The following is a 19,493-nucleotide window of genomic DNA, read 5'->3' on the forward strand; positions in this document are numbered from 1 at the left end:
GCTTTTCCGATCTCCGCCCCGAGGCTTGGACTTCGGACCCCGCCTTACCCGCCGCCCCGGCGCCTGCGCAAGCGCGGAAGACGACGCGGAGTTGTCAGGGCGGACCCATCCCCCTAATCTCGGCGCGATAATTCGAGGAACGGCGGGAGCTGAAAACATGCGCGGATCATTCCGGTTGGCGGCCTGCGGGGCGCGAATGGCGGCCGCGGCGGCGCTCGCGCTCGTCCCACTCTCCGTCGCGGCGCAGGACGCGAACGTCGCGGTGAAGAAATACGACAGCGGCGGCGTTTACGAGGGCGAGTTCAAGGACGGCAAGCAGCATGGGCACGGCTCGTTCACGCTGCCCGGCGGCTATGAATACGAAGGCGAGTGGGTCGACGGGCGGATCGAGGGCCAGGGCCGGGTGAAATATGAAAACGGCTCCGTCTACGAGGGCGAATTCAAGGACGGCGCGCCGCACGGGAAAGGCAAGATCGTCTACGCCGACGGCGGCTCCTATGACGGAGAGTGGATCGGCGGCGTGATCCAGGGAACCGGCGTCGCGGTCTACGCCGACGGCGCGCGCTACGAAGGCGAATTCAAGAACTCCGCTCATGACGGCCGGGGCGTGATGACCCGGCCGAACGGGTATCGCTACGAGGGCCAGTGGACGGACGGCTCGCCCGATGGCGAGGGCTCGGTCGCCTATTCGGACGGCTCGGCCTACAAGGGCGCGTTCAAGGCCGGCGTCCGCGAGGGCGTCGGCGAGATCAGGATGCCCGACGGCTTCGTCTATTCCGGCGAATGGCGGGACGGCCAGATCTCCGGGAAGGGCGAGGCGACCTACGCCAACGGCGACGTCTATGTCGGCTATTTCGTCGATGGGGAGCGCGAGGGCGAAGGCGAGGCGACCTATGCGAACGGCGATGTCTACAAGGGCGCCTTCAAGGCCGGCAAACGCCACGGATCCGGAACCCTGACCGCCGCCAACGGCGACGTCTACGAAGGCGATTGGGTCGACGGCCGGTTCGAAGGAAACGGCGTCGCCCGGCTCGCCGACGGGCGGGTGCTCGAAGGCGCTTTCGTCAACAACGCGATCTCCGGCGTCGGCAAGATGACCACGCCGGACGGCGGCGTCTACGAGGGCGGATGGGTCGACGGCCGGATCGAGGGGGTGGGTGAATTCCATTACGCCACCGGCGCCGTCTACAAGGGCGAGTTCAAGGCCGGAGAGATCAGCGGCAAGGGCGCGATCACCTATCCGGACGGCTATGAATACGAAGGCGAATGGGCCGACGGGCGCCCGCACGGAATCGGCGTCGCCCGGTTTCCGGACGGCGGCGTCTACGAAGGCGAATTCGTCGGGGGGCGGCGCATGGGCGCCGGAAAATTCACCCAGACCGACGGGTTCAGCTATGACGGCCAGTGGGTCGACGACCGGATGGAGGGCCCCGGCGTCGCGACCTATCCGAACGGCGACGTCTACAAGGGCGTCTTCAAGGACAACCGCCGCCACGGCGCGGGGGCGATGACCTTCGCCAACGGCGCGGTCTACGAGGGCGAATGGGTCGACGGCCAGCGCGGCGCGGAGAAGCCCGCCCCGGCCCCGGCCGATTGACGCCCCGCCGCCGCGAAGACGAAGAATATGCGTTGCGCGGCGCGCTCCAGCGCGTATAACGGACCCATGAAGATCGCCGCGCACATCGACGTCGTTATTCCGGCCGCCCTTATGGGCGCGCCGCGCGCGCTCCTTCTCCTTAGCCGCCCCTAGGCGCGCCGGGATCGCGGCGCGCGCGTCTGGGGGATTTGACCACGCGCCGCAAGACACCCGGAAAAGCTGAGCGAGTTTTATGACCCAGGACACAAGAGCCGACGCCGAGCGCGTCTTCATTTTCGACACCACCCTGCGTGACGGCGAGCAGTCGCCGGGCGCGACGATGACGCTGAGCGAGAAGCTCGCCATCGCGCGGATCCTCGACGAGATGGGCGTCGACATCATCGAGGCCGGATTCCCCATCGCCTCGGAAGGCGACTTCGAAGCGGTCAGCGAGATCGCCAAGGTCGCGGAGCGCGCCGTGGTCTGCGGGCTCGCCCGCGCCGCGAAGGGGGATATCGACCGGGCCTGGGCCGCGCTCGAACATGCGAAAAAGCCGCGCATCCACACCTTCATCGGCACGTCGCCGCTGCACCGGCAGCATCAGTTGGCGATGGACCGGGACCAGGTGCTCCGCAAGATCGAGGAGACGGTCGGCCACGCCCGCTCGCTCTGCGAGGACGTGCAATGGTCGCCGATGGACGCGACCCGGACCGAGCGCGATTATCTGATCGAAACCGTGAAGGCCGCGATCGCGGCCGGCGCGACGACGATCAACATTCCCGACACGGTCGGCTACACCGCGCCGAACGAATCGGCCGAGATCATCCGCGATCTGCTGGCCAACACGCCCGGGCTCGACAAATGCGTGATCGCCACGCATTGCCACAACGACCTCGGCATGGCGACGGCGAACGCGCTGGCGGCGGTGGCGGCCGGCGCCCGCCAGATCGAATGCACGATCAACGGCATCGGCGAGCGGGCGGGCAACACCGCCCTCGAAGAGGTCGTCATGGCGCTGAAGGTGCGGCGCGACATCATGCCGTTCCACACCGGCGTCGACGCGACGAAGATCATGAGCGCATCGCGCATGGTCGCCACCGCCGCGGGCTTTCCCGTGCAGTTCAACAAGGCGATCGTCGGCAAGAACGCCTTCGCGCACGAATCGGGGATCCATCAGGACGGCGTCCTGAAGAACGCCGAAACCTTCGAGATCATGAAGCCCGAAGACATCGGCCTCACCACCAACGCGCTGGTGATGGGCAAGCATTCGGGCCGCGCCGCGTTCCGAGCCAAGCTGAAGGATCTCGGCATCGAACTCGGCGACAACGCGTTTCAGGAGGCGTTCGTCCGCTTCAAGCTGCTGGCCGATTCGAAGAAGGACGTCTACGACGAGGACATCGTCGCGCTGATCGACGATGAGCGGACCTCCGCGGCGAACGACCGGATCCGCGTCAAGGCGCTGCGCGTGGTCTGCGGCACCGACGGGCCGCAATCGGCCGATCTGACGCTGACCATCGACGGCGTCGACAAGAGCGTGACCGCGACCGGCAACGGCCCGGTGGACGCCGTGTTCAACGCGATCAGCCAACTGGTCCCGCATACGGCCGTGCTGAAGCTCTATCAGGTTCACGCCGTGACCGACGGCACCGACGCCCAGGCCACCGTCTCCGTGAGGCTTGGGGAGGGCGACAAGCTCGTCACCGGTCAGGCGGCGGATGGGGACACCATCGTCGCGTCCGCGCGGGCCTATGTGGTCGCGCTGAATCGTCTCCTGCTCCGGCGGGGCAAAAGCGCGCCGAACGAGACCATCTCAATCGCAAGCTGAATCGGCGGCGGGGCCGGTCCTCGGCCCCGCCCGGGCTTCCGGGCCGCTGGCTGCGTTGAAGTTCTGCTAATCTTCGGCGGATAACGTAGGGATCCTGTGAAAGCCGCTAGCCCTTTTCCTCGCCGCGCACTCAACTTATAAGCACGTCGATACGGCGAACCGGCCTTCGGGCGAAAAGGCGATTACTGATGTTCAACGGCTTATTCGGCATGTTCTCCTCGGACATGGCCATAGATCTCGGCACGGCAAACACCCTTGTTTATGTGAAGGGCAAGGGAATCGTGCTGAACGAGCCCTCGGTCGTCGCCTATCATGTGAAGGACGGAAAGCGGGAGGTGCTCGCCGTCGGCGAGGACGCCAAGCTCATGTTGGGCCGCACGCCCGGCTCGATCCAGGCGATCCGGCCGATGCGCGACGGCGTCATCGCCGATTTCGACGTGGCCGAGACCATGATCAAGCATTTCATCCGCAAGGTGCAGCGGCGCGGCTTCTTCACCGCGCCGCAGGTGATCGTCTGCGTGCCCTACGGCGCGACGGCGGTGGAGGAGCGGGCGATTCTCGAAAGCGTGCTCTCCGCCGGCGCCCGCAAGGCGTCGCTGATCCCCGAGCCGGTGGCCGCCGCGATCGGCGCCGGCATGCCCTTCGGCGAGCCGACCGGCTCCATGGTCGTCGATGTCGGCGGCGGAACCACGGAGGTCGCGGTGCTCTCGCTTGGCGATATCGTCTATGCGAGCTCGGTCCGCATCGGCGGCGACAAGATCGACGAAGCGATCATCTCCTATCTCCGCCGGCAGCAGAACCTGCTGATCGGCGAGGCGACGGCCGAGCGCATCAAGAAGGCGATCGGCACCGCGCGCATGCCCGATGACGGGCGCGGCAAGTCGATGGAGATTCGCGGGCGCGACCTTCTGAACGGCGTACCGAAGGAGATCGAGATCACCCAGGCCCAGATCGCCGCCGCGCTTCAGGACCCGGTCCAGCAGATCGTCGAGGCGGTGATGGTCGCGCTCGAGGCGACCCCGCCCGACCTCGCCGCGGACATCGTCGATCGCGGCGTCATGCTGACCGGGGGCGGCGCCCTTCTCGGCGATCTCGACCGCGCGCTGCGCGAGCAGACCGGCCTTGCGGTCACGGTCGCGGAAGAATGTCTCAACTGCGTCGCGCTCGGCACCGGCAAGGCGCTGGAGCACCGGACCGCATTGCGGCATGTTCTGCGCGACAGCGTCTAGACGACCGCGCCCGAGCGGCGCGGAAAGGAGCAGCAACCATGGCGAGCCGTGAGCGCGGCGATATCGGCACGGAGTTCGGGCGGCTCCTGCGCCGCGGCGTCGTCGTTGCGCTGGTTTTCCTGATGATCGCGCTTTTCATCCTCTGGCGCGCCGACAGCCCGCGCATCGAGCGGCTGCGCATGGCGCTGGTCGACTGGGCGACGCCGTCGGTCGAGCTGACCGCGAACCCGCTCGGCGCCATGGTCGACATGGCGCGGGATTTCGAGAACTTCACCCGGGTCTACAAGCAGAACAAGGCGCTGCGCCATGAGATCCAGCGTCTGCGCGCCTGGCGCGAAACGGCGCAGCAGCTGGAGCGCGAGAACGCGCAGCTCCGCGCGTTGAACAATCTGCGGCTCGCCCCCCGGATCGGTTTCGTCGCCGGCGAGGTGATCGCCGACAGCGGCAGCCCGTTCGCGCAGTCCGCGCTCCTCAATATCGGCGCCGCGGACGGCGTTCTCGACGGCGCGGCGGCGGTCGACGGAGGCGGGCTGGTCGGGCGCGTCGTCGGCGTCGGCGAGCGGGCGTCGCGGGTTCTCCTGTTGACCGACTTCAACAGCCGGATCCCGGTCAAGGTTCTGCCCTCCGGGCGCCGCGCGATCCTGACCGGTGAAAATTCGGACGCGCCGCGCCTGAACTTTCTCGACGCCATGACCGATGTCGCGCCGGGCGACCGCGTGACCACATCGGGCGATGGCGGCGTGTTCCCGCCGGATCTGCCGGTCGGCCTCGTCGCCGTCGTCGGCGATTACGGCGCCCGCGTGCAGATCAGCGCCGATTACGAACGTCTGGAGTTCGTCCGCATCCTGCTCTACCGCCCCTCCACCCGGATAGACACGCCCGGCGGGCTGATCGAGCCGTTCTCCCCCCCCGCCGCGCCGGATCCCGCCCCGGCGCTCGGCGCGGCGGAGGAATAGACATGGCCGAGCGCGCGTCCCGTCCGCTGATTCTCGCGAACATGGCCGTGCTGATCAGCTTCGGCTGGCTCGCGATCCTGATCAGCCTGACCCCGGTCGACGCGCGCGCCTCCGCCGCGCCCACGCCCGATCTTCTGTTCTGCGTGGCGGCGTTTCTCGCGATCCGGCGGCCGCGCGCGACGCCGGCGGCGCTGATCCTGATCCTCGGCCTCGCGCGCGATCTCGCCAGCGGCGGCCCCGTCGGGCTTGGCGCGCTCGCGCTTTGGGGCGGCGTCGAGTTTCTTCGCTTTCGCCGCGACCGGCTGATCCGCTCGTTCGTCGCCGAGGCGGGCGCCGTCGCCTTCGCGATCGTCGCGATGACGGCCGCGCAGCTCGCGCTGCTGCTTCTGGCGCTGACGCCCTCGCCGCCGCTCGAGGTGCTCGGGATCGGCGCGCTCGCCACCTTCGCGGCCTATTTCGGCGTCGCGCTCATCTTCCGCCACATCTTTCGCATCCGGCCGGAAACCGAGGAGAACCTGAAGCTCTCCGATCGCGCGGGGCGCGGAAGATGAAGCGGTTCACCTTCCGCCGCGACGCCCGGCGCCCCGGCGCCCCGCCCCGCCTGACGCGCCGGGGCGCGCTCCTGCTCGGCGCGCAGACGCTGGTCGCGGGCGGCTTGCTCTGGCGCCTGAAATCGCTCCAGATCGACGCCGCCGCCGAATACCGGATGATGGCGGAGGAGAACCGGATCAACATCCGGCTGATCCCGCCGGCCCGCGGCGACATCACCGACAGGAAGGGCCGCCCGCTCGCGGTCAACAAGCAGAATTACCGCGTGGTGATGATCCGCGAGCAGGCCGGCGACGTGGAGGCGGCGCTCGACGAGCTCGCGCGCATCGTCGACATCCCCCCGCACCAGCGCAGCCGCGCATTGCGCGAGATCCGCTCGAAAAGCGCGTTCGTGCCGGTGACCATCGCCGAAAATCTCGACTGGGCCGCGTTCGCGCGGATCAACGTCAACGCCCCCGCCCTCGCCGGGGTCGCGCCCGAGGTCGGCCTCACCCGGCACTATCCCGAGAAGGAGGCGCTCGCCCACGTCATCGGATATGTCGCGCGTTTCTCCGAAGCCGATCAGGACCGCGACGACGCGGACGACCCGCTGTTCCAGATCCCGGATTTCCATATCGGCAAGACCGGCGTCGAACGCGTCAAGGAGAAGACCCTGCGCGGCGCCGCCGGCGCGAGCCGGATCGAGGTGAACGCTTACGGGAGGGTCATCCGGGAGATCGACCGCACCGAAGGCGTTCCCGGCGCCGATCTCGGGCTCACCATCGATCTCGACCTGCAACGCTACGCGCTGGAGCGGATGGGAGAGGAAAGCGCCGCGACGGTGCTGATCGAGATCGAGACCGGCGATATTCTCGCCCTCGCCTCTTCGCCGGGGTTCGACCCGAACAAGTTCGTCGTCGGCATCAGCCAGCAGGAATGGAGCGCTCTGCTGGAGAACGACCACAGGCCGTTGGCGAACAAGACCGTCTCCGGCCAGTATCCGCCCGGCTCCACCTTCAAGATGATGGTCGCGCTCGCCGCGCTCGAAGCCGGCGTCATCGACCCGAAGGAGAGCGTGTTCTGCAATGGCCGATACAAGCTCGGCGACAGGTATTTTCACTGCTGGCGGCGCGGTGGGCATGGCCATGTCGCGCTGCGCGACGCGCTGAAATTCTCATGCGACGTGTATTTCTACGAGACCGCGCGCCGGGTCGGCATCGACAGGATCTCGGAGATGGCCAACCGGTTCGGGATCGGCGTCCAGCCGGATCTGCCGATCACCGCGGTGCGAAGCGGCCTCACCCCGACCAAGGCCTGGAAGCTGGCGACCCAGGGAGAGAGCTGGCAGGGCGGCGACACGCTCAACGCCGGCATCGGTCAGGGCTACATATTGGCGAGCCCGCTCCAGCTCGCGACCATGGCGGCGCGGATCGCCGGCGACGGCGGGCAAGTGGCGCCGCGCCTGATCCGCACCATCAACGGGGCGCCGGCGCCCGTCGCCGAGGCGCCGCCGCTCGGCGTTTCGGCGGCGCATCTGCGCCTGATTCGCGACGGCATGTTCGCCGTCTCGAACGAGCGCAGCGGCACCGCCTATCGCAACCGGATCGCGGAGGCGACGATGGCGATGGCGGGCAAGACCGGCACCAGCCAGGTGCGCCGGATCACCACGGCCGAGCGCGCCCGCGGCGTGACCCGCAACGAGGACCTGCCCTGGGAGCGGCGCGATCACGCGCTTTTCGTCGCGTTCGCCCCCTATGACCGGCCGCGCTACGCGGTCTCCGTCATCGTGGAGCATGGCGGCGGCGGCTCCACCGTCGCGGCGCCGATCGCGCGCGACGTGATGCTGCGGGCGCTATACGGCGGAGAGGCGCCGCTCCGCGCCTACCCGCCCGAGCAGCGCGACATGATCCAGCGCCGCCGCGAGGAGCGGCGCCCGCCCCCCGACGACACCGTCGGCGCGCCGCGGAGCCGGGCGTGACTTTCGGCGAGAGACGCCGCGCGGAGCGGCTCGGCCTCTGGGCGAAGACGCTCCGGTTCCACTGGGGGCTCGCGCTTCTCGTCATCGCGGTCGCCATGGTCGGCTTCCTCATGCTGTTCTCGGTCGCGAACGGCGCGCTCACGCCCTGGGCGCGCCCGCAGATGATCCGCTTCGCCGTCGGCTTCGCCATGATGCTGGTCGTCGCCATGATCGATCTACGCTTCTGGCGCGCGGCGGCGCCGGCCATATACGGCGTCTCTCTGGCGCTTCTGGCGGCGGTGGAGATCGTCGGCGTCACCGGGATGGGCGCGCAGCGCTGGATCGACCTCGGCGCCGTTCGTCTGCAACCGTCGGAGGTGATGAAGGTCGCCGTCGTTCTCGCCCTCGCCGCCTATTACGCATGGCTGCCGCCGGAGAAGGCGTCGCGCCCGTTCTGGCTGATCCCGCCGGCGCTTCTGATCCTCGTCCCGGTCGGCATGGTGTTGCGCCAGCCCGATCTCGGCACCGCGATCCTGCTGATCATGGGCGGCGTCTCGGTGATGTTCCTCGCCGGCGTCTCGCTCTGGTATTTCGCCGCCGGGCTCGTCGCGGCGCTGGGCGCCGTCGCGCTGGTCATGATGTCCCAGGGGACGGAATGGCAGATTCTGGAGGATTATCAGTTCCGCCGGATCGCGGTGTTCCTCGATCCGTCCCAGGACCCTCTGGGCGCGGGCTATCACATCACGCAATCCACCATCGCGCTCGGCTCCGGCGGCCTCTCCGGCAGAGGCTTCATGGAGGGCACGCAGAGCCGGCTCAACTTTCTGCCCGAAAATCACACCGACTTCATCTTCACCACCCTGGCGGAGGAGTTCGGTTTCGTCGGCGCGGCCTCGCTCATCGCGCTGTATCTGCTGATCATGGTGTTCTGTTTCGCGTCGATGGCCGCGAACCGGGGCCGCTTCGGCGCGCTGCTCACCGGGGGGCTGGCGATGACCTTCTTTCTTTTCTTCGCGGTCAATATCGCGATGGTGGTCGGGCTGATGCCGGTCGTCGGCGTGCCGCTGCCATTGGTCTCTTACGGCGGCTCGGCTATGCTGGTGCTTCTTTTCGCGTTCGGACTGATACAGAGCGCGCACATACACCGGAGCGGCCGCAATTGACTCATGTTCTGCTTTCCACCCGACCCGATCAGGTCGAATCCTGGGCGCCCCGCCTCGCGCATTTCCGTTCGGAGCTGGGCGTTCCGTTCACACTCCATCTCGATCCGGCCGCCGCGCCGACCGAGAAGATCGACATGCTGGTCATAAACCCGGTGAGGGGCGTTCAGGATCTGACGCCCTACCGGAACCTGAAGGTGATCCAGAGCATGTGGGCCGGCGTCGAGGCGCTTCTCGCCAACCCGACGCTGCCCGAGGGGCCGACGCTTTGCCGCATGGTCGAGCCGGGGCTGACCGAAGGGATGACCGAATATATCGCCGGGCATGTCCTGCGCCACCATCTCGGCGTCGACCGGGATGTCCGGAACAGCCTCGCCGGCGTCTGGAAGCCGCAAGGCCCGCCCCTCGCCCGCGACCGGAAGGTCGGCGTGCTGGGGCTCGGCGCGCTCGGCGCGGACGCGGCCCGGATGCTGGCGCGGCTCCGCTTCGATGTCGCCGGCTGGAGCCGGACGCCCAGATCGATCGAAGGCGTGACCTGCTTTCATGGCCCGGCGGGGCTCGACGACATTCTCGCCCGGTCCGAAATCATCGTGACGATCCTGCCCGACACCGCCGAGACGCGCGGAATTCTCAACCAGCGGACGCTGGCGCTGGCGCCGCGCGGCGCCGTCGTCATCAATCCCGGCCGCGGGCCGCTGATCGACGACGAGGCGCTTCTCGCCGCGCTCGAATCCGGCCAGATCAGCCACGCGACGCTTGACGTTTTCGAGACGGAGCCGCTGCCGGAGGGGCATCCCTACTGGCGCAATCCGCAGGTCACCGTCACCCCGCATATCGCCGCCGAAACCCGCCCGAGAGACGCCGCGCGCGTCGTCGTCGAGCAGATCGGACGAATGGTTCGGGGCGAGCCGCTGCTGAATGTTGTCGACCGCGCCGCCGGCTACTAGATAACAGGCGATCCTTGAAGAGGGCACGGGGCACCATGGCGAAGCAGCCGCGCGCGAAACGACGCGTCATCATCAAACCGCCGCGCCGGACGTTGCTGCAGCGGCTGCGCGGCAACTTCCTGGCCGGAATCGTGCTGGTCGGCCCGGTCGCGCTGACCATCTATCTCGCCTGGACCGTGATCACCGTCATCGACCGGTGGATCGTGCCGTGGGTGCCGGGCGCCTACAATCCCGGAACCTATCTCGGCTCCGACGTTCCCGGATTCGGCGTCATCGTCTTTCTCGTGTTCACCACCATCGTCGGCTGGCTGACGAAGAATTTCTTCGGCCGGCAGATCGTGCGGATGGGCGAGAGCTGGGTCTCGCGGATGCCGGTGATCCGCTCGATCTACAACGCATTGAAGCAGATCGCCGAGACGATCCTCAGTCAGTCGCAGACCTCGTTCAAGAACGCCTGTCTGGTCGAGTATCCGCGCAAGGGGCTCTGGGCCATCGCTTTCGTCTCGACGACGACGAAAGGCGAGATCCCGGGCCGCACCGGCGAGCCGGAGATGCTGAGCATATTCCTGCCGACCACGCCGAACCCGACCTCGGGCTTTCTTCTCTTTGCGCCGCGCTCCGATGTCGTCCTCCTCGACATGAGCGTGGAGGAGGCCGCGAAACTGGTCATCTCCGCCGGGCTCGTCGTCCCCCCCACGAAGGCGGAGATCAAGGCCGGGGTCGCGGCGCGGCGCTCCGAGCCCGCCGCCTGACGCCGCCCTCGCCGGCGGCGGTCATGGCTCTCGCCACCACACATCCGGCAGATAGCCGATCCAGTCGCCGTAAAGCGGCGTGACCGCCGGCCGGCGAAGCCGCGCGTCATGCGCGATCCAGCTCGTCGGCGCATACCAGAACGGGATCACATAGCGCCCCGCCGTCAACGCCCGGTCGAGCGCGTGAACCGCGGCGACGAACCCCTCCTTGTCGTTCGCCGCCATCAGCGCGGCCAGCGCCGCCTCCACCGCCGGATTGGCGACGCCCATGTAGTTGCGCGTGCCCGGCGTCTCCACGCCGCTCTCGCCCCAGTAGAAGCGCTGCTCGACCCCTGGCGACAAGGAGAGCGCCCAGGCGTTCACCATCATGTCGAAATCATACTCCGTGCGCCGCGCCTGATACTGCGCCGAGTCGACCAGCCGCACGGAGGCCGCGATCCCCAGCTTCTTCAGCGCCTCCGCGTAAACGCCGGCGACCTGCTCGTCGGCGCTCCTCCCGAGCAGGATCTCGAACGCGAAGGGCCTGCCCGCCTCATCCTGCAGGCGGCCGTCGACCATGCGCCATCCCGCCTCCTCCAGAAGCGCCGCCGCCCGCGTGAGATTGCGCCGGTTGCGCCCGTCGCCATCCGATCGCGGCTGCGTCACCGCCGCGTCGAGCGCGCCCGGCGGCAAGGCGTCCGCGTGGGGCGCCAGGATCTCGCGCTCGCGCCCCTCGGCGGCGCCGGAATACGCCAGCGGAGACGCCCCGAAATAGCTGGAGATGCGCGTATAGGCGCCCGCCAGCATCGTCCGCTGGATCCATTCGAAATCGAACGCGAGCGTCAGCGCCTCGCGCACCCGGATATCGGCGAAGAGCGCCCGGCGCGTGTTGAACACGAACCCCTTCATGCCTGACGGGCGCCCGTTTTCGATCTCCGACTGGACGACCTCGCCGGACAAGGCTCTCGGAAAGTCGTATCCGCGCCGCCAGCGCGCCGGGTCGCCATCGCGGTAGACGTCGATCGCGCCGGCCTTGAACGCCTCCCAGACCGCGTTGGCGTCGCGGAAATACTCGATGACGACCGCGTCGAAATTCGCCTGCCCGCGCATCAGCGGAAGGTCGCGCGCCCAATAGTCCGGATTCCGCCGGAAGGAGATCCGCCGCCCCGGCTCGAACGCGTCCACGACATAGGGGCCGCTGCCGACCAGCGGCGACAGGGTCGTCTCGCGAAACGCCCTCGGCGCGGCGTCCGCCTTCTGGAGGATCGGATGCAGCGCCAGAATCAACGGCGCCTCGCGCTCCGGCGTCCGGAAGTGGAACCGCACCCCCAGCTCGCCCACCCGCTCCACCCGTTCGACATTCGCCCAGGTGTTGCGGAAATTCGGCCGCCCGTCGGCCGCCAGCGTCTCCATCGAGAAGACCACGTCGTCCACGGTGACCGGCGCGCCGTCCGCGAACCGGGCCGCCGGGTTCAGCCGGAATTCGACCCATGAGCGATCATCCGCGATGGCCGCCTGCTCCGCCAGCAGAGGGTAGAGCGAAAAGGCCTCGTCCCAGTTTCGCCCCAGAAGCGACTCGAATGTCAGAAACCGCAGTTGCCACGGCGCCACACCTTTCACGATGAAAGGGTTAACATTGTCGAAACCGCCGACTTCGCCGAAGCGGATCGCGCCGCCCTTCGGCGCCGCCGGATTGACGTATGGCAAGTGGATGAAATCCGATGGCAATTCCGGCTCGCCATACATCGCGAGCCCAGCTCCCGGCTGCGCCGCAAGTGAATCCGCAGGCGCAAGAAAGATGGACAGCGCCGCGAAAGCAAACAGTTTTCCGAAGAGTGAAATTTGTCGAACCCTGCCGGCATGGCCATTTTTGGCCTTGCTATTTGGCGCGCATACCCTCATCTTAACCTCACTGCTCGATAGGTTTCTTGCCTGTATGAAACCTGCCTCAATGTACTGGCGCCCTCGCTCGCGAGGGCGCTTTTTTTATGGCGCGCCGGCGGCGGCCTTCCGGCCCGGCTTCTATTCGGCGCGTTTCGGGCCTATGTTGCACCGCAACTTCAACCCTCATCAAGGCGCTCACATGTCCGATCATCCGCTTTCCGGCAAGACAGCATTCATCACCGGCTCCAATTCCGGGATCGGCCTCGGCATCGCCAGAACCCTGGCCGCGCGGGGCGCCTCCGTCGGGCTGAATTCATACACCGACGCCAGCGAGGATCACGACCTCGCGGCGAAGATCGCGGCCGAGACCGGCGCCGACGTCCGCTATTTTCAGGCGGACATGTCGGATGCCGACGCATGCCGCAAGGTGGTGGACACGGTCGCCAAGGCGTTCGGCGGCCTTGATATTCTGGTCAACAACGCCGGGATCCAGCACGTCGCGCCGATCGCCGAATTTCCCACCGCGCAATGGGACCGGATCATCGCGATCAACCTCTCTTCGGCGTTTCACACCACCGCGGCGGCGCTGCCTCTGATGCGCGCGCGCGGCTGGGGCCGGATCGTCAACATCGCCTCCGCGCATGGCCTCACCGCCTCGCCGTTCAAATCCGCCTATGTCGCCGCGAAGCACGGCGTCGTCGGCCTGACCAAGGTCACGGCGCTGGAGACGGCGGAGGAGCCGATCACCGCCAACGCGGTCTGCCCCGGCTATGTGCTGACGCCGCTGGTCGAGGCGCAGATCCCGGACACGATGAAGGAGTACGGGAAGGACCGCGAGACGGTGATTCGCGACGTGATGCTGGCGCGCCAGCCCTCCAAGGCCTTCGCCACCGTGGAGCAGATGGGCGGCACGGTCGCGTTCCTCTGCTCCGCCGACGCCGACCAGATCACCGGCACGACGATTTCGGTCGACGGCGGTTGGACCGCGCTCTGACATTCCCGATCGGCTCCCCGATCACATCGACGTGACCCAGAGGATCACCGCATCCTCCGGGCTCGTCGAGACGACGCAGTGCCCCATCGATCCGTCATAATAGGCGCTGTCGCCGACCTGCATGTCGACGGGCTCGTAGAACTCTGTGAAGAGCGTGACCGAGCCCGTCAACACCAGCAGGAACTCCTCGCCCTGATGGCGAACCCAATTGTCGAACTCGTTGAAATCCCGCGCATGCACCGTCGCCTTGTAGGGCAGCATCCGCTTGCGGCTGATTTCCGTCGCCAGCAGCTCATGCTCATATGTCGCCGTCGGGTGAGCGCGCCCCTCCCCCTTGAAGGTGATCGAACGGCGGCCGGAGACCTTGTCGACCGCCGCCGGCCGAAACAGCTGCGGCACGTCGATATCCAGGCCGCGGGCCAGTTTCTGAACCGCGTCGAATGTCGGAGACATCTGCTCGTTTTCGATCTTGGAAAGCGTGGAGCGCGCGAGGCCGGCGCGCTGCGCCGCCTCCTCCAGCGTCCAGTTCCGGGCGAGCCGAATGGCGCGCGCCCGCTCCCCCAGCTTGAGAGGCGCGACGCGCGGCCCCGTCCCGTCATTCGCCGCCAGGCGCAGCATCGACACGGCTTCCCGGGATTGCTCTCCATCGCTCATCGGTTCATCCTCCCCGTCGTCCGGCTTCTTCAATAGATACGCCATGAGGGTTCGATATGCGAGCAGCGCGCCGATGCCGTCCTTGACGCTCAGCGAGTGCGATCTCGGACCGCCGCCGCCCCCTCCCTCCCGCTTCAATCTCGCGGCGCATACGCTGGCGGCCGGCCCCGCGGCCAAGACCGCGCTGACCGTGGCGCGCGCCGCCGCCGACCCCGCGCCCGAACGCCTGACCTACGCCGATCTCAGAACCCGCGTTCTTCGCGCCGCCGGCGGGCTCGCGGCCGAGGGCGTCCGCCAGGGCGAGCGGGTGTTGCTCCGGATCGGACATTCCAGCGATTTTCCGGTTTTCTTCCTCGGCGCGGCCGCGCTCGGCGCGGTTCCGGTTCCCACCTCGACGCTCCTCAGCGCGGAGGAGGTCCGCTATATCGCCGACGAGACCGAGGCGCGCCTGATCGTGGCCTCCGAAGGCCTGGATCTCGCCGGCGCCCCCGCCCCCATCCGGACGCCGGCGGACATCGACGGGCCGGAGGCGGCCTTCGCCGACACCGGCGCCGACGATCTCGCCTATATCGTCTACACCTCCGGCTCCTCCGGCCGGCCGAAGGGCGTCGCGCATGCGCATCGCGCGGCCTGGGCGCGGCGCATGATGTGGCGCGGCTGGTATGGGCTCGGGCCCGACGACGTGATGTTCCACGCCGGCGCCTTCAACTGGACCTATACGCTCGGCGCGGGGCTGATGGACCCATGGGCCGCCGGCGCCTCCACGCTGATCTACGCGGGGCCGCGCGATCCGGGCGTCTGGCCGGCCCTCGCCAAGGCGCATGACGCAAGCATTTTCGCAGCGGCGCCCGGCGTTTACCGCCAACTCCTCAAGTCAGGCGCGGATCTTTCCGGCTTTTCGGCGCTTCGCCACGCCCTCTCCGCCGGGGAGACGCTGCCCGCGCCCACCCGGGATGAATGGCTCCAGCGCGCCGGGAAGCCGATCTACGAGGCCCTGGGGATGACGGAGATCTCCACCTATATCTCCAGCTCGCCCGACGCGCCGCCGCGCGCGGGCTTCGCCGGCAGGCCGCAGCCGGGCCGGCGCGTCGCGATCCTGCCGTTGGAGGGCGCCGCCTCCCCCGTCCCGCTTGGCGCGCCGGGCCTGATCGCCGCGCATCGGTCGGACCCCGGCCTGATGCTCGGCTATTGGCGGCGCGAGGCGGAGACCGCCGCCGCGATGCGCGGCGCGTGGTTCGTCAGCGGCGATATCGGCCTCATGGACGAGGACGGCTACATCGCGTTTCAGGGCCGGGCCGACGATCAGATGAACGCGCTCGGCTACCGCGTCGCGCCGGAGGAGGTGGAGGCCGCGTTCCTCTCCCATCCCGCGGTCACCGGCGCGGCGGCGGTGGCGCTGCCGGTTCGCGCGGATCTTTCGCTCATCGCCGCGTTCCTGACGGTGGAGGGCGAGCCGGACGAAGAGACCCTCCGCGCCCACGCCGACGCGACGCTCGCCGACTACAAGCGGCCGAAGATCGTCCGTATCGTCGCCGCGCTGCCCCGAAATCCGAACGGCAAGCTCAGGCGGAAGGATCTGGTCGCGCAACATGGTTACAAAACCGCAGAATAGGCTTATGAACAGATCATGATAACACTCGACATCATTTCCGATCCGGTCTGCCCCTGGTGCTATATCGGCAAGACGCATTTCGACCGCGCGGTCGAATCCCGGGGCGTGCAGCCTTTCGACATCCACTGGCGCCCGTTCCAGCTGAACCCCGACATGCCCGCCGCCGGCATGGACCGGCGGGCCTATCTGGAGCAGAAATTCGGGCCTGACGGGGCGAAGAAATCCTACGCCCGGATCGAGGAGCACGCGAAGGCCGCCGGCCTCGAGCTTCGCTTCGACCTCATCAAGCGCACGCCGAACACCTTCGACGCGCACCGCCTGATTCGCTGGGCCCGGACCTCCGGCGCGCAGACCCCGCTCGTCGAGCGGCTCTTCGCCAGCTATTTCGAACGGGGCGAGGATATCGGCGACCGGGATCTCCTGCTCGACATCGCGGAAAGCGTCGGCATGGAGCGCGCCGTGGTGAAGGAGCTTTTCGACCGCGACGCCGACCGCGAAGCGCTCCAGACCGAGGAGGCGACGGTGCGCGAGATCGGGGTCAACAGCGTGCCGACATTCGTCGTCGCCGGCAAGCATGTCGTCTCCGGCGCGCAGCCTCCCGAATTGTGGGAGCGGGTGCTGGACGAGCTGACCGGCGCGCCCGCCGCGGGGTGACGGCGGGCCGGCGCCCCCGCCTTCCCTCTCGGCGGCCGGACTCGGCGCGGTTTCCCGCCGCCGAAAATGTCCGTTTTTTGGGTATTCTATATATCTCAATGGGTTAACCCCCTTATCGCATGCGATAACGCACTCTCGCCATCCCGCGGCGCCCCGGATTCCGCCACATACATCTTGGCCGAATCCGTCCATCCGCCTAATGTCCGCGGCCAACAAGGAGCAGATGATGGCGGACGGATCAGACGGGCTGAAGGTCCAGGAGGCCCCCCACAATATCGAGGCGGAACAGGCGCTTCTCGGCGCTCTTCTCGTGAACAACGAGGTGTATGAGCGGGTGTCGTCGATTCTCGAACCCCGGCATTTCTACGACCCGCTGCACGCCCGGATCTACGAGACCGCGATGCGCCGGATCGAGCAGAACGCGCTCGCGACCCCGGTCACGCTGAAGCCGTTTTTCGACAACGACCCGGGAATGGCGGAGCTCGGCGGCCCCGCCTATCTCGCCCGGCTCGCGGGCGCCGCCATTTCGCTGTTCAACGCCCGAGACTACGCCCGCGTGATCCATGACCTCGCGCTCCGGCGCGATCTCATCATGATCGGCGAAGAAATCTCCGCGAAAGCGGCGGCGATGGATATCGACAGCTCCCCCTCCGACCAGATCGAGAGCGCCGAACAGCAGCTTTATCTCCTCGGGGAAAAGGGCAAATACGAAGGGGGCTTCAGCACCTTTCTGAAGGCGGTGAACGAGGCGGTGGACGTCGCCAACGCCGCCTATCACCGCGAAGGCGGGCTCGCCGGAATCTCGACCGGGCTGGCCGACATGGACCGGCTGCTGGGCGGATTTCACCCCTCCGATCTGATCATCCTCGCCGGGCGGCCCTCGATGGGGAAAACCGCGCTCGCCACCAACATCGCCTTCAACATCGCCAAGGCCTACAAGAGAGGCCAGCGCCCGGACGGGACGGAAGGCACGATCGACGGTGGAATCGTCGGCTTTTTCAGCCTCGAGATGAGCGCGGAGCAACTTGCGACCCGCATCCTTTCGGAGCAGGCCGAGGTCCCCTCGGAAAAGCTTCGCCGCGGCGAGATGGAGGAGGAGGAGTTCCGCCGCGTGGTCGAGGCGTCGCGCCTGCTCGGCAATATCCCGCTCTATATCGACGATACGCCCGCGCTCCCGATCTCCACCCTCGCCGCCCGCGCCCGCCGCCTGAAGCGGAAATCAGGGCTGGACGTGCTCTTTATCGACTACCTCCAACTCGCGCGCGCGGCCTCCGCGAAGGAAAACCGGGTGAATGAGGTCTCGGAGATCACGCAGGGCCTGAAAGCCATCGCCAAAGAGCTGAACATTCCGGTGATCGCCCTCTCCCAGCTTTCGCGCCAGGTCGAGAACCGCGAAGACAAGAGGCCCCAGCTTTCCGATCTTCGCGAGTCCGGCTCCATCGAGCAGGACGCCGACGTGGTGATGTTCGTCTTCCGCGAGCAATACTACCACGAGCGCATGAAGCCGCCGGAGGAGGATCCGGCCTACCCCGAGTGGATGGCGAAAGGCGAGCGGCTGTTCAACAAGGCCGAGGCCATCATCGGCAAGCAGCGGCACGGGCCGATCGGCACGGTCGAGATGAAGTTCGAAGGCGAGTTCACCCGGTTCTCCAATCTCGCGAAGCCTGAGCGTTTCGGCGGCGACCACAAGGATTTTCGGTGATATGGCGTCCGCGAGACTGACGATAGACCTCGGCGCGATCGCCGCGAACTGGCGCGCGCTGGACGCGATGAGCGCCTGCGAGACCGGCGCGGTCGTGAAGGCGGACGGCTATGGGCTCGGCGCGGCGCGCGTCGCGCCCGCGCTGGCGGCGGCGGGGGCGAAAACCTTCTTCGTCGCCCTCGCGGAGGAAGGCGCGGCGCTGCGGGCCGCCCTCGGCGCCCGGCCGCGCATCTTCGTCTTCTCCGGCCTCATGCCCGGAGATGAGCCGCTGATCCGGGACGCCCGGCTCATCCCCCTGCTCAACGCGCCGGCGCAGCTCGCCCGCGCGCGCGACATGGCCGCGGCCGGCGGCGCGCCGCTCGAGGTCGGATTTCAGGTGGACAGCGGCATGAACCGGCTCGGCTTTGAAGCGCCCGAGCTGTCCGACGCTCTCGCGGCGCCTGACGCGTTGAAGGGGCTCGACGTGGCTCTGGTGATGAGCCATCTCGCCTGCGCGGACGAACCTGCGGAGGGTTTGAACGGCGCGCAGAATGCGGCCTTCCTCGCGCTCGCCTCCCATCCGGCGCTCGCCGCCGCGCCGAAAAGTCTCGCCGCGACCGGCGGCGTGCTTCTCGGCCCGGCGTACCACCATGACCTGACCCGCCCCGGCATCGGCCTTTACGGCGGGTTGCCGTTCAGGGGCGCGCGGCCCGTCGTCATGCTGGAGGCGCCGATCATCCAGGTTCGCGATGTCGCCCCGGGGGAGATCGTCGGCTACGGCGCGACCTACAAGGCGGAGACGGCGCGGCGCGTCGCGACCCTTGCGCTCGGCTACGCGGATGGGTTCCTCCGCTGCCTCGGCGCCGGGTTCGCCGCCCATCTTGGCCGGACCCCGCTCCGCTCCGTCGGCCGCGTCTCGATGGACCTCGTCACGCTGGACGTCACCGGCTGCGCGGACGCCAAGGAAGGCGCGCTGGTGACGCTGCTCGGGCCGGATCAGACCATCGACGATCTCGCGGACGCCGCCGGCACCATCGGCTATGAAATCCTCACCAGCCTTGGCTCGCGATTTGAACGGCGCTACAGAGACGCGTGATCGAGCGAG

At 68.0% G+C, this 19,493-nt stretch carries 16 protein-coding genes; 14 read left to right on the forward strand and 2 right to left on the reverse strand.

The annotated features are described in order from the left end of the window. Nucleotides 1-157: 157 nt before the first annotated feature. The 9 genes from WG921_RS07225 (at nucleotide 158) to WG921_RS07265 (ending at nucleotide 10,930) form a co-directional block, all read left to right on the forward strand. On the forward strand, nucleotides 158-1,597 hold the full coding sequence (locus WG921_RS07225; RefSeq protein ID WP_340108545.1) for an MORN repeat-containing protein: 1,440 nt from the start codon (nucleotides 158-160) through the stop codon (nucleotides 1,595-1,597). A gap of 232 nt (nucleotides 1,598-1,829) precedes the next feature. After that, nucleotides 1,830-3,401 carry a 2-isopropylmalate synthase gene (locus WG921_RS07230; RefSeq protein ID WP_340108546.1) on the forward strand — a complete coding sequence of 524 codons (1,572 nt, stop codon included), beginning with the start codon at nucleotides 1,830-1,832 and terminating at the stop codon, nucleotides 3,399-3,401. 188 nt (nucleotides 3,402-3,589) lie between these two features. Continuing rightward, nucleotides 3,590-4,630 carry a rod shape-determining protein gene (locus WG921_RS07235; RefSeq protein WP_340108547.1) on the forward strand — a complete coding sequence of 347 codons (1,041 nt, stop codon included), beginning with the start codon at nucleotides 3,590-3,592 and terminating at the stop codon, nucleotides 4,628-4,630. Between the two features lie 38 nt (nucleotides 4,631-4,668). After that, nucleotides 4,669-5,586: a rod shape-determining protein MreC gene (mreC, locus tag WG921_RS07240; RefSeq protein ID WP_340108548.1), complete on the forward strand. Its 918-nt coding sequence runs from the start codon at nucleotides 4,669-4,671 to the stop codon at nucleotides 5,584-5,586. Between the two features lie 2 nt (nucleotides 5,587-5,588). After that, on the forward strand, nucleotides 5,589-6,137 hold the full coding sequence (locus WG921_RS07245) for a hypothetical protein (RefSeq protein ID WP_340108549.1): 549 nt from the start codon (nucleotides 5,589-5,591) through the stop codon (nucleotides 6,135-6,137). Continuing rightward, the gene (gene mrdA / locus WG921_RS07250; protein ID WP_340108550.1) at nucleotides 6,134-8,092 is read left to right on the forward strand and encodes a penicillin-binding protein 2; all 1,959 of its coding nucleotides are present in this window, start codon (nucleotides 6,134-6,136) and stop codon (nucleotides 8,090-8,092) included. The genes WG921_RS07245 and mrdA overlap by 4 nt, the downstream gene beginning before the upstream one ends. Further along, the gene (gene rodA / locus WG921_RS07255) at nucleotides 8,089-9,234 is read left to right on the forward strand and encodes a rod shape-determining protein RodA (protein WP_340108551.1); all 1,146 of its coding nucleotides are present in this window, start codon (nucleotides 8,089-8,091) and stop codon (nucleotides 9,232-9,234) included. The genes mrdA and rodA overlap by 4 nt, the downstream gene beginning before the upstream one ends. Continuing rightward, on the forward strand, nucleotides 9,231-10,178 hold the full coding sequence (locus tag WG921_RS07260; RefSeq protein WP_340108552.1) for a 2-hydroxyacid dehydrogenase: 948 nt from the start codon (nucleotides 9,231-9,233) through the stop codon (nucleotides 10,176-10,178). Before rodA ends, WG921_RS07260 begins: the two co-directional genes overlap by 4 nt. Before the next feature lie 35 nt (nucleotides 10,179-10,213). After that, complete coding sequence (locus tag WG921_RS07265) at nucleotides 10,214-10,930, forward strand: DUF502 domain-containing protein (RefSeq protein WP_340108553.1); 717 nt, start codon at nucleotides 10,214-10,216, stop codon at nucleotides 10,928-10,930. A 21-nt stretch (nucleotides 10,931-10,951) separates the two neighbouring features. Here the strand turns inward: WG921_RS07265 and WG921_RS07270 are convergent, their stop codons facing one another. Continuing rightward, nucleotides 10,952-12,655, reverse strand: a complete 1,704-nt coding sequence (locus tag WG921_RS07270; RefSeq protein WP_340108554.1) for an extracellular solute-binding protein — start codon at nucleotides 12,653-12,655, stop codon at nucleotides 10,952-10,954. A 337-nt stretch (nucleotides 12,656-12,992) separates the two neighbouring features. Between WG921_RS07270 and WG921_RS07275 the strand changes: the two genes are divergently transcribed. Beyond that, nucleotides 12,993-13,787, forward strand: a complete 795-nt coding sequence (locus WG921_RS07275) for a 3-hydroxybutyrate dehydrogenase (RefSeq protein ID WP_340108555.1) — start codon at nucleotides 12,993-12,995, stop codon at nucleotides 13,785-13,787. 21 nt (nucleotides 13,788-13,808) lie between these two features. Here WG921_RS07275 and WG921_RS07280 read toward each other — a convergent pair whose 3' ends face one another. Continuing rightward, nucleotides 13,809-14,441, reverse strand: a complete 633-nt coding sequence (locus WG921_RS07280) for a helix-turn-helix domain-containing protein (RefSeq protein WP_340108556.1) — start codon at nucleotides 14,439-14,441, stop codon at nucleotides 13,809-13,811. Between the two features lie 73 nt (nucleotides 14,442-14,514). On the opposite strand from WG921_RS07280, the gene WG921_RS07285 reads away from it, so the two are divergent. From WG921_RS07285 to alr, 4 genes are all read left to right on the forward strand, one after another. Next, entirely contained in the window at nucleotides 14,515-16,053 is a 1,539-nt protein-coding gene (locus WG921_RS07285) for an acyl-CoA synthetase (protein ID WP_340108557.1), read from the forward strand. Nucleotides 16,054-16,068: 15 nt separating this feature from the next. After that, a complete protein-coding gene (locus WG921_RS07290) occupies nucleotides 16,069-16,707 on the forward strand; it encodes a DsbA family oxidoreductase (RefSeq protein WP_340108558.1) in 639 nt (212 codons plus the stop codon). Between the two features lie 226 nt (nucleotides 16,708-16,933). Further along, entirely contained in the window at nucleotides 16,934-18,409 is a 1,476-nt protein-coding gene (locus WG921_RS07295) for a replicative DNA helicase (protein ID WP_340108559.1), read from the forward strand. A 1-nt stretch (nucleotide 18,410) separates the two neighbouring features. Further along, nucleotides 18,411-19,484, forward strand: coding sequence for an alanine racemase (gene alr, locus WG921_RS07300; protein WP_340108560.1), 1,074 nt, complete (start codon nucleotides 18,411-18,413; stop codon nucleotides 19,482-19,484). Nucleotides 19,485-19,493: the final 9 nt, after the last annotated feature.

The organism is Paludibacillus litoralis (genome assembly GCF_037646705.1).
Taxonomy (GTDB): Bacteria; Pseudomonadota; Alphaproteobacteria; order Rhodobacterales; family Rhodobacteraceae; genus Pikeienuella; species Pikeienuella litoralis.

Excerpts from the sequence above, each read along its gene's own strand:
- WG921_RS07225 (WP_340108545.1), top strand. The coding sequence starts at position 158 with ATGCGCGGATCATTCCGGTTGGCGGCCTGCGGGGCGCGAATGGCGGCC.
- WG921_RS07230 (WP_340108546.1), top strand. The coding sequence starts at position 1,830 with ATGACCCAGGACACAAGAGCCGACGCCGAGCGCGTCTTCATTTTCGAC.
- WG921_RS07235 (WP_340108547.1), top strand. The coding sequence starts at position 3,590 with ATGTTCAACGGCTTATTCGGCATGTTCTCCTCGGACATGGCCATAGAT.
- mreC (WP_340108548.1), top strand. The coding sequence starts at position 4,669 with ATGGCGAGCCGTGAGCGCGGCGATATCGGCACGGAGTTCGGGCGGCTC.
- WG921_RS07245 (WP_340108549.1), top strand. The coding sequence starts at position 5,589 with ATGGCCGAGCGCGCGTCCCGTCCGCTGATTCTCGCGAACATGGCCGTG.
- mrdA (WP_340108550.1), top strand. The coding sequence starts at position 6,134 with ATGAAGCGGTTCACCTTCCGCCGCGACGCCCGGCGCCCCGGCGCCCCG.
- WG921_RS07265 (WP_340108553.1), top strand. The coding sequence starts at position 10,214 with ATGGCGAAGCAGCCGCGCGCGAAACGACGCGTCATCATCAAACCGCCG.
- WG921_RS07270 (WP_340108554.1), bottom strand. The coding sequence starts at position 12,655 with ATGTATGGCGAGCCGGAATTGCCATCGGATTTCATCCACTTGCCATAC.
- WG921_RS07275 (WP_340108555.1), top strand. The coding sequence starts at position 12,993 with ATGTCCGATCATCCGCTTTCCGGCAAGACAGCATTCATCACCGGCTCC.
- WG921_RS07280 (WP_340108556.1), bottom strand. The coding sequence starts at position 14,441 with ATGAGCGATGGAGAGCAATCCCGGGAAGCCGTGTCGATGCTGCGCCTG.
- WG921_RS07285 (WP_340108557.1), top strand. The coding sequence starts at position 14,515 with ATGCCGTCCTTGACGCTCAGCGAGTGCGATCTCGGACCGCCGCCGCCC.
- WG921_RS07290 (WP_340108558.1), top strand. The coding sequence starts at position 16,069 with ATGATAACACTCGACATCATTTCCGATCCGGTCTGCCCCTGGTGCTAT.
- WG921_RS07295 (WP_340108559.1), top strand. The coding sequence starts at position 16,934 with ATGGCGGACGGATCAGACGGGCTGAAGGTCCAGGAGGCCCCCCACAAT.
- alr (WP_340108560.1), top strand. The coding sequence starts at position 18,411 with ATGGCGTCCGCGAGACTGACGATAGACCTCGGCGCGATCGCCGCGAAC.